This window comes from Campylobacter sp. BCW_6468 (assembly GCF_001762865.1).
GTDB lineage: Bacteria > Campylobacterota > Campylobacteria > Campylobacterales > Campylobacteraceae > Campylobacter_D > Campylobacter_D jejuni.
In genome coordinates this window covers 1-7,360 of the sequence record NZ_MJXQ01000044.1, presented here as the reverse complement: position 1 = coordinate 7,360, position 7,360 = coordinate 1, and the positions used below count along the sequence as shown (strand labels likewise).

At 23.8% G+C, this 7,360-nt stretch carries 8 protein-coding genes; 1 reads left to right on the top strand and 7 read right to left on the bottom strand.

The features are described 5' to 3' along the window. Window positions 1–86: 86 nt before the first annotated feature. The gene (locus tag AJ889_RS09050) at window positions 87–596 is read right to left on the bottom strand and encodes a hypothetical protein (RefSeq protein ID WP_052778921.1); all 510 of its coding nucleotides are present in this window, start codon (window positions 594–596) and stop codon (window positions 87–89) included. Window positions 597–599: 3 nt separating this feature from the next. Then, complete coding sequence (locus tag AJ889_RS09045; RefSeq protein WP_126207698.1) at window positions 600–878, bottom strand: hypothetical protein; 279 nt, start codon at window positions 876–878, stop codon at window positions 600–602. Between the two features lie 208 nt (window positions 879–1,086). Between AJ889_RS09045 and AJ889_RS09040 the strand changes: the two genes are divergently transcribed. Beyond that, window positions 1,087–1,671 (top strand): hypothetical protein, encoded by a 585-nt coding sequence (locus AJ889_RS09040; protein ID WP_002902211.1) that lies wholly within the window; start codon window positions 1,087–1,089, stop codon window positions 1,669–1,671. A 515-nt stretch (window positions 1,672–2,186) separates the two neighbouring features. Here AJ889_RS09040 and AJ889_RS09035 read toward each other — a convergent pair. The 5 genes from AJ889_RS09035 to AJ889_RS09015 form a co-directional block, all read right to left on the bottom strand. After that, entirely contained in the window at window positions 2,187–3,419 is a 1,233-nt protein-coding gene (locus tag AJ889_RS09035) for a DUF5710 domain-containing protein (protein ID WP_019109226.1), read from the bottom strand. Window positions 3,420–3,507: 88 nt separating this feature from the next. Further along, window positions 3,508–4,176, bottom strand: a complete 669-nt coding sequence (locus tag AJ889_RS09900) for a hypothetical protein (protein WP_052775884.1) — start codon at window positions 4,174–4,176, stop codon at window positions 3,508–3,510. 114 nt (window positions 4,177–4,290) lie between these two features. Beyond that, on the bottom strand, window positions 4,291–4,704 hold the full coding sequence (locus AJ889_RS09025) for a PIN domain-containing protein (protein WP_002902203.1): 414 nt from the start codon (window positions 4,702–4,704) through the stop codon (window positions 4,291–4,293). Then, window positions 4,701–5,573, bottom strand: a complete 873-nt coding sequence (locus tag AJ889_RS09020; protein WP_002902200.1) for a replication/maintenance protein RepL — start codon at window positions 5,571–5,573, stop codon at window positions 4,701–4,703. Before AJ889_RS09020 ends, AJ889_RS09025 begins: the two co-directional genes overlap by 4 nt. A 979-nt stretch (window positions 5,574–6,552) precedes the next feature. Beyond that, a partial coding sequence (locus AJ889_RS09015) for a hypothetical protein (RefSeq protein ID WP_224362736.1) occupies window positions 6,553–7,360 on the bottom strand: 808 nt, incomplete at its 5' end.

Below are 7,360 nucleotides of genomic sequence, written 5' to 3'. Positions count from 1 at the left end.
TTTAAAGATAAAATATAAAATAATAGAAAATATAAAAACAAAAAAGAAAAATATAAGAATAAATATTAAAAGATTAACAAAGAATTCTAGCATTTATTAACTCCTCTTAATTTTCTCTGTTTTTTCATAAGACAATTTGTAGTGTTGGGCTGATGTTTTAAAAGTTTAAATCTATTTACAAAATCAATAGTTCTTTTACTCAGTGCATCATTTAACCCTACCCTACTAATATCATTATCCAATGTTATTTCTTTACTATCAAAACAAGTATTTATAAGAGAAATACAATATTTAGGTTCTATTTTAACTATTTTATTTTGTTCAAAACGAGCTTGTATAGCACAAGCATAAGCTGTGTTTGTATTTTTAGGTTTTACAATATCTTCCCCTTTACTATTTTTCATAACAATATCTTGCTTTAATTTATCACCAAAAGTAAGTTTATCTGCTTTATAAATATTATTCTTTTCATCTTGCTCTATATTTTCCCAAACATATTGCAACATAGCATAACTAGCATCTGCTATATCAGCATAGTCTAAAAATTTAGTGATTAAGTCTAATTTAGCTTCTTGTGTTTTAATGTTTTTGCTCATTTGTTATTCCAAAGTTTCAACTTGCCAGTCATCTTTCTTAAATTTTTTGTCAATATTCTTACAACTTAATACTTCCATATATCTAAAATATAATCCAGCACCCTCATCGCCTTTCAAGAATATACCATAATTATCATAAAAATATGTATTAATACGATAATACACTACTTGGTTTTCATTTTTTCTTTCAAATCTAGTTTCCACTATCCTATCTTTTATTTGCTTACTTTTAGGTGTCACTATTATATTCGTTTTATTCTTTATAGATTCATCCTCAATCAACACTTTTCCCAAATTAAAATAACACAAGCTCTTAAACTTATAATACTGCGGATCCATATATTTATAAGAACATCCTCCTACTAAGAATAATAAAAGATATACAGGTAAAAGAAACAAAGTAAATTTTTTAAATATTGTTTTAAAATTTATAGTTTTTGTTTTATTTTTTATTTTAAAAAAGACTTTAAAGATAAAACGAAAAGAATATATGAGAAGATATTATGATAGTGAAACTTTAAAATCTATTCTCGGACAAAAGACTAGTTTAGAATATAGCGATGATTTAGAATGTCTTTCTAAGAATACTATATATAAAATTATTTTATCTGAGAAACAATATAATTTTCCCTATGTAAATATTTTTGAAGATAAAATAGAAAATAATTTTACAGCTAGTTTTATAAAAAATGAAGATAGAAAAAAAGCTAAAGAACATTTAAAAGCCATATTTTTAAATGCAAATCATTTGTTTATTTATGATAAATTTATAAATAAAAATCAGAAGCAATTTATAAAATTTGCTGAAGAATGCTTTCCGAGAAAAAAATTAAACATTTTTTATCCTATTGAAAATGGAATGAAATTTCCCAAAAATTTATGTTCCAACTTGAAAAATATATATAAAGAATGGTTGGTTGTAGAGAATAAAGATGCTGAAATTAACGAAAAATATGATTATTTGCACGATAGATATATAATTGTAGATAAGAAAATTCAAATTATCTTAACTAGCGGCATTGATAATTTAATGAATATTAAAAAAGATTTTACATATATAATAAGAGAATTATAAAATAGTAATTAATGTATGACATTAATTACTAAAAATAACTATTATATATTAAAAATTAGTAATATATAATAGTTATTTACTTTCAAACAACCTTATTATTTGTGACTTTTTGTCTTATAGCATCAATGATTTATTGTTATGCTTTCACCCAGGGTTTGAAAAAGATCATTCATTTATATTTTCTCTACTTGTTCCATAAGTTCTTTTGTACTTACTTGTGGTTTGTAATTAAATGATTTAGAATAACTTGAAGCATTTGCACATTCTTTGATTTTAGATTCTAACTCTGTAGCATTTTTTGGATCTTCATAGTATTACATACTTTTTTGGCTCTGAAGAGCAAGCAAAAAAACACAAGCAGTAACTACACTTAATAAAGTTAGTTTGATTGTATTGTTCATTTTTAATCCTTTTTTTGTATATTTATAGTAATTAAAATATTCTATTATTAACTAATAATATATAAAAAATATTTTTTATATATTATTATATATTATGATTACAAAGAGTAGCTATTATTGTCTAGTTATCTCTTTTTCAGGTTGTGTTTTTTCCATAGATTTAAAAGCTTTAAGTTTATTATGAAAATCAATGAAATTTAATTGTTTTTTGACTTCATCAAGCCCTTTATTTAAAAAAATGTCATTGAAATCACTTATTCCTTGTTCTGCTTCTTGATTGCTGATTTTTGGAATAATAACTTTAATATCTGAAAATTTTTGTTGAATTTCTTTTGCAGTTTCCACCCCGACATTAGAAAGACCTTTTAATTCTCTTTTTTTATCATTATCGGCTATTAAGGTAATAGGAGTGTTTTGAAATTTGTTTTTTAGGGTTTCAACGATTTTTGATAAGTTTCCAGCATCTATACCCATTATTACAGGCTTATTGAGTGCTTTGTATATAGTTGCAGCAGTAGCAAAGCCTTCTGCTATGATAAATTCTTTGCAATATTCTAGGTTTTTTGCACCTATTAGGTGAAAACATCCAGATTTTTTTGCAGAATATTCAATGCCTTGCTCTTTTTCTTCTTTAGTTTTAATTACACCAATAATTTTATCACCATTTGGGAATATTCTTTGCACAGACCATAATTTGCCATTTTCATCTTTTAAGGGAATAAGTAAAGAACCTTTGTTATCCTGCTTAAGATAAAAGTTTTCACTAAAACCTTTTTTCTTTAAATAAGGATGATTTGAATGAGCCCAATTAGCTTGATTATATTCTTCTTCAATTTTTAATGCTGTTTTTTGCTGAAGCTCTAAAATGTCTTGTTTCGTATTATTGCTTGTAGAATTATGTAATCTTTTTTGACTAGGAGTTTGATAACTTACAATGTTTTGTTTTGCATTTTCTAAAGGCATTTTCCAATTTTCTTTAATACCTGTTTTAAAATTTTGAATAAAACCAGCAGGGTATTCATCTAAAAATCCACTATAAGCTCCACTCATTTCTCTACCTTTATCTGTTGTTGTTTTTACTCTGTGGATTTTGCCATCCATGATAGGTGAACCATCAATAATTAAACCTTGATTTTCTAAAGCAGATTTAAAAGTAGTTAAAACTTCATTTTCATCAAATGAAAATTCTTTATTTTGGTGCGGATAAAACCATTGTGAGAAAATATTTTTATCTAAGCTTTTTGGAGCAAACCATTTTTTTTCTTTATCATCCCACATTGCCCCTAATGATTTTACTTTTTCTTTGTCTTTAAATGGAACATAAAGATAAATTCTTTTTTGTGGCATCGTATATCCTTTTAGTTTCCTTTAATATTATTATTGCTATAATTGCAATTAAATTCAAAGGGCTTCCTAGCAGCCCACTTTTTTTATATTAACAATATTCCAAAATTTCTTCGTTAAATGTTTTAATTAAATCACTTAAGAATAGATCTATTTTTTGCGGATCTACTCCTACATGAGTGTTCTCAATCTTTGTTGTTAATCTTGGATAATGTTTGCCATTTTTTTCTGTAGTTTTTAAAATATTTTCCCAATGATAACTTCTATTTCTTAGATTTTGTAATAAGCTAAGAACAATATCAACCTTATGCGTATTTCTAAAGCGTAATTTTATACCATTTTCAAAAAAGAAATTTCTATTGTGTTGATTGTAGTTTCTAAAATTGATATTTTTTAAATCCATTATAGAGTTTTGTAATTTATTTTCTTTGATAAGATGAATAATAGTTCCTAAGCTCATACAAGAAAGATATTGATGATGAGATAAATTTCTATTTTTTTCTCTATATTCAATTTCATCTTTAGCTTTTTTAATATTTTCATCATTAGAGTTTTTTATCCAATCATTATCTTGTTCTGATAATTTACTATCAAGTTTATTTCTAAGAATAATTTCTAATGTAGCAATTTTTGGAGTGATTTTTCCTACAAGTTTAAGATTATCATAATGCTTGATAATATCATCATTATAGGAAGATAATCTTATCTGCGATAGCAGCTCATGAAATTTTACCTTATTTAGTGATTTTTTTGAATATATATTATTTTATCTATATAAAATAATATATATTCTACTATGTTTTTATTTTTTTTCATATTATCCTCTAATTTCTGAATATTTTAAATATCTTAACACGAGATAGATGAAATATTATTATATGTTTGTATCACCATATCTTTTTATAGGTATTTTTAAATTTGGAAAATTTTTATCCATAGTATAAATTGCACAGCAATTTTCTTTTTCTGCACAAAAGTATTGCAAATAATCTTCAAAATCACCTTTATTCTGCAAATGAAAATCACAAGCCATATTAATAACACTTGAGCCAAACGATACTATTTCAAAATATGGGTTTGTTATTGTGCTTTTAAAAAAAGACATAAGAGCTGGTAGCTTGTTTTTGTCTATTAAATAGGCAATAGTTGAAATCATATCTTCAGAAAATACGATTTTTATTTCATTTGATATTAAAAAATATATTAATTGCTTAGCTTGCTCATTATTTACCCTTGTTTCATCAAAAAAATCAATAAAAATATTTGTATCAAGAAATACTTTTTTCATATATTACCCTCTTTTAAATCATTCTCTAAAGATTCTTTTTTCATTTCTTTAACTGTTTTGCTCGGATGAAAAGCTCCATTAAACATACCTGCAAATTTATTAATAAAAGCTTTTGCATTTTGTTCATTTTTATTTTCAACAAAAAGAGCAGGTTGCTCTTCTTTGTTATCATCCACTTTAACACCAATTATTTCTTCTTTTGGATAATCTTGATCGTTGTCTTTTTCAAAAATAATAACTTGATTTTCTATTGTATTCTTATTTGAGGCTATTTGTTTGACTTCCTCAATAACATAATTATCTGGATTTTTCTTAACCTGTTCAAATCCTTCATATTCACTCTCAACTGATATTTCTTGTTTAAATTCTAAATTATCAAAATCAAAAGTTTTAACAACAGTTTGTCTTAATTTTTTAAGATCTTTAAAAGAACCTTTGCCTATGATCTGCGGATTCATAATATATGAATTTGAACCTATGATATCATATTCTTTTCTTTGTTCTTCTGTTACTTTAAAAATAACTTGCTTGTCTTCAAGTTCTTTTATTGCACGATAAACACTCGACTTCCCTAAAATCTTTTTACTTTCGAAATAATGAACAAAATCGCTATTATAGTTAAAGACATTTTGGTAATTTAAATTTTTAACCATCATCAAAACAACCCTTAAAGCAGGATTTGAAAGATTATCAGTAAGAAAACTAATGTTTTCAACAAATAATTTAATAAAATCATCTTTAGTTTTTTCTCTTTGTAAAAAAGAACTTATTACGGTAGTAACTTCTCCAGTTGTAGCATCAATTTTTTCCTGAACACTACTATATAATTTTTTAGTATCTCTATTCTCTAAATTAACTATTTTTGCCATTATTAACCTTTTCCCAAAAAATAAAATACATTATAACACATTTTTCCCAAAAAATGATAATTTCCCAAATAAAAACACAAATTATAATTCATATGATGAAATTTATTAATTATTTTGGGAAAAACTACTTTTTAATTTTTTTCCACCACGAGCAGTTTTTCTCCCACTGATGGGAAAATCAAAAACCTTTACAAACAGCTATTTTATAGATATTTAGAAGTATTTTTCATTTAATCTTTTTTTTAAAAAATAGTTTTTGTCTTTTTTCTTATCTTCTAGATTATCTATAGTTTTATTATTTTAGATATTTTGAGTTTCTTTATAAGCTTTTAAAAATTCTAAGAAGCAGTAAAAGTGTAAGAATAAATGAAAACAATTTAGAAAAATCTTTCAAAGATATTTCATTAAATGTTGAAAAATTATCTAAAGAGCTAGAAAAAATAATTATTAAAAATAATAAAAGAGTTTAATGTCAAGACTCAAAATCTAGTAAGGGCAACCTTGTGTCGGTTCGAGTCCGACCTCAGGCACCATTTGTTTTTTACTCTCAAGTGTTATTTTTTGGCAATTTATATTAAAATCTTAAAAAAAGAGTTTTTATATTTTCAAAAATAGCTTTCTGATTATACTATGTGAGTTTTATAATATCTTCTAAAGCTTTGAAAAATCACTAGGAACTTTGATAATCAAATTTTCATTTTTAAGTTTAATTTCTTAAATAATAGGTTTTATTATCATAGGAAAAACTTTGGTTTAAAAATACTTTTTTTTAAAAAATGCATAGTCTTTATAGAAAAAACTTCTTGATAAATTTTATTTAAATTTATATCTACTAAAATTCAGTTGCATTCAATTGCATTACCCAAATTCTTTAAATTTTCTCTCTTGTATTGCTTTTTTAAAACCTTGCTATTTTTTCAAATTAATTGAAGATGTATATTTTCATTAACAAATCACACCTGCTAAATCTACTATCTTTTTACTTCAATCTCACATTCATAATCATATTAGATAAAAAGATACTATCTTTATCAAAGTCTTTTGAGTTATATTCATTTTTTGATTGTATATTTTGCATAGTTTGCATTAAAGTTGAAAGATTATATAAACTTAAACTTTCTAATATATTTATGAGTTCTATCTTGCTTAAAGTATTAAAATCATTTAACAATCTAAGATAATTACTTATAATAGAAGAAGAATTTATATTATGAAATAAAATTTTATTTTTTATATCTTTTTTAATAAAAAATTGATTATTTTTTATATAAAAATAATTTCTAAAATGATTATTGCTTATTATTTGATTATAAAAACTTAAAAGACTTTCTTTGCTGTTTAAGTCTATAAAATTAAGATAAAAATTCTTTTCTTCTAAGGCTAATTTTAAAGCATTAAGATTTGCAAAAGAAGCATTAAGATTTTCATTATTTTTTAAAGCATAAACGATATTTTCTTGTTCTTGTTTTTGGGTAATAGCATATTGTAATAAAGGATTTTTATAATGTGTATTGCTATTGATTAAAACATTGATATAAAAAGCTTCTTTGCTTTTCTTAGTTAATTGAAGCAAAGATAAAAGTGTAGAAGGGATATAAAAAGAATCAAGCTTTAAATTTAAATACTTATCATAAGTATTTATATAAGTTAATTCTTGACTAAAATCCAAAGCTTGTTCTTTTAAATTTAAAAGCATTGTTCCACCTAATCCTAATAAAGCTAGATTTTTGAAATTCTCTAAAGCTTTTCTTTTTTCTAAATCGATTTGAAGTATTTTTTGCATTGTT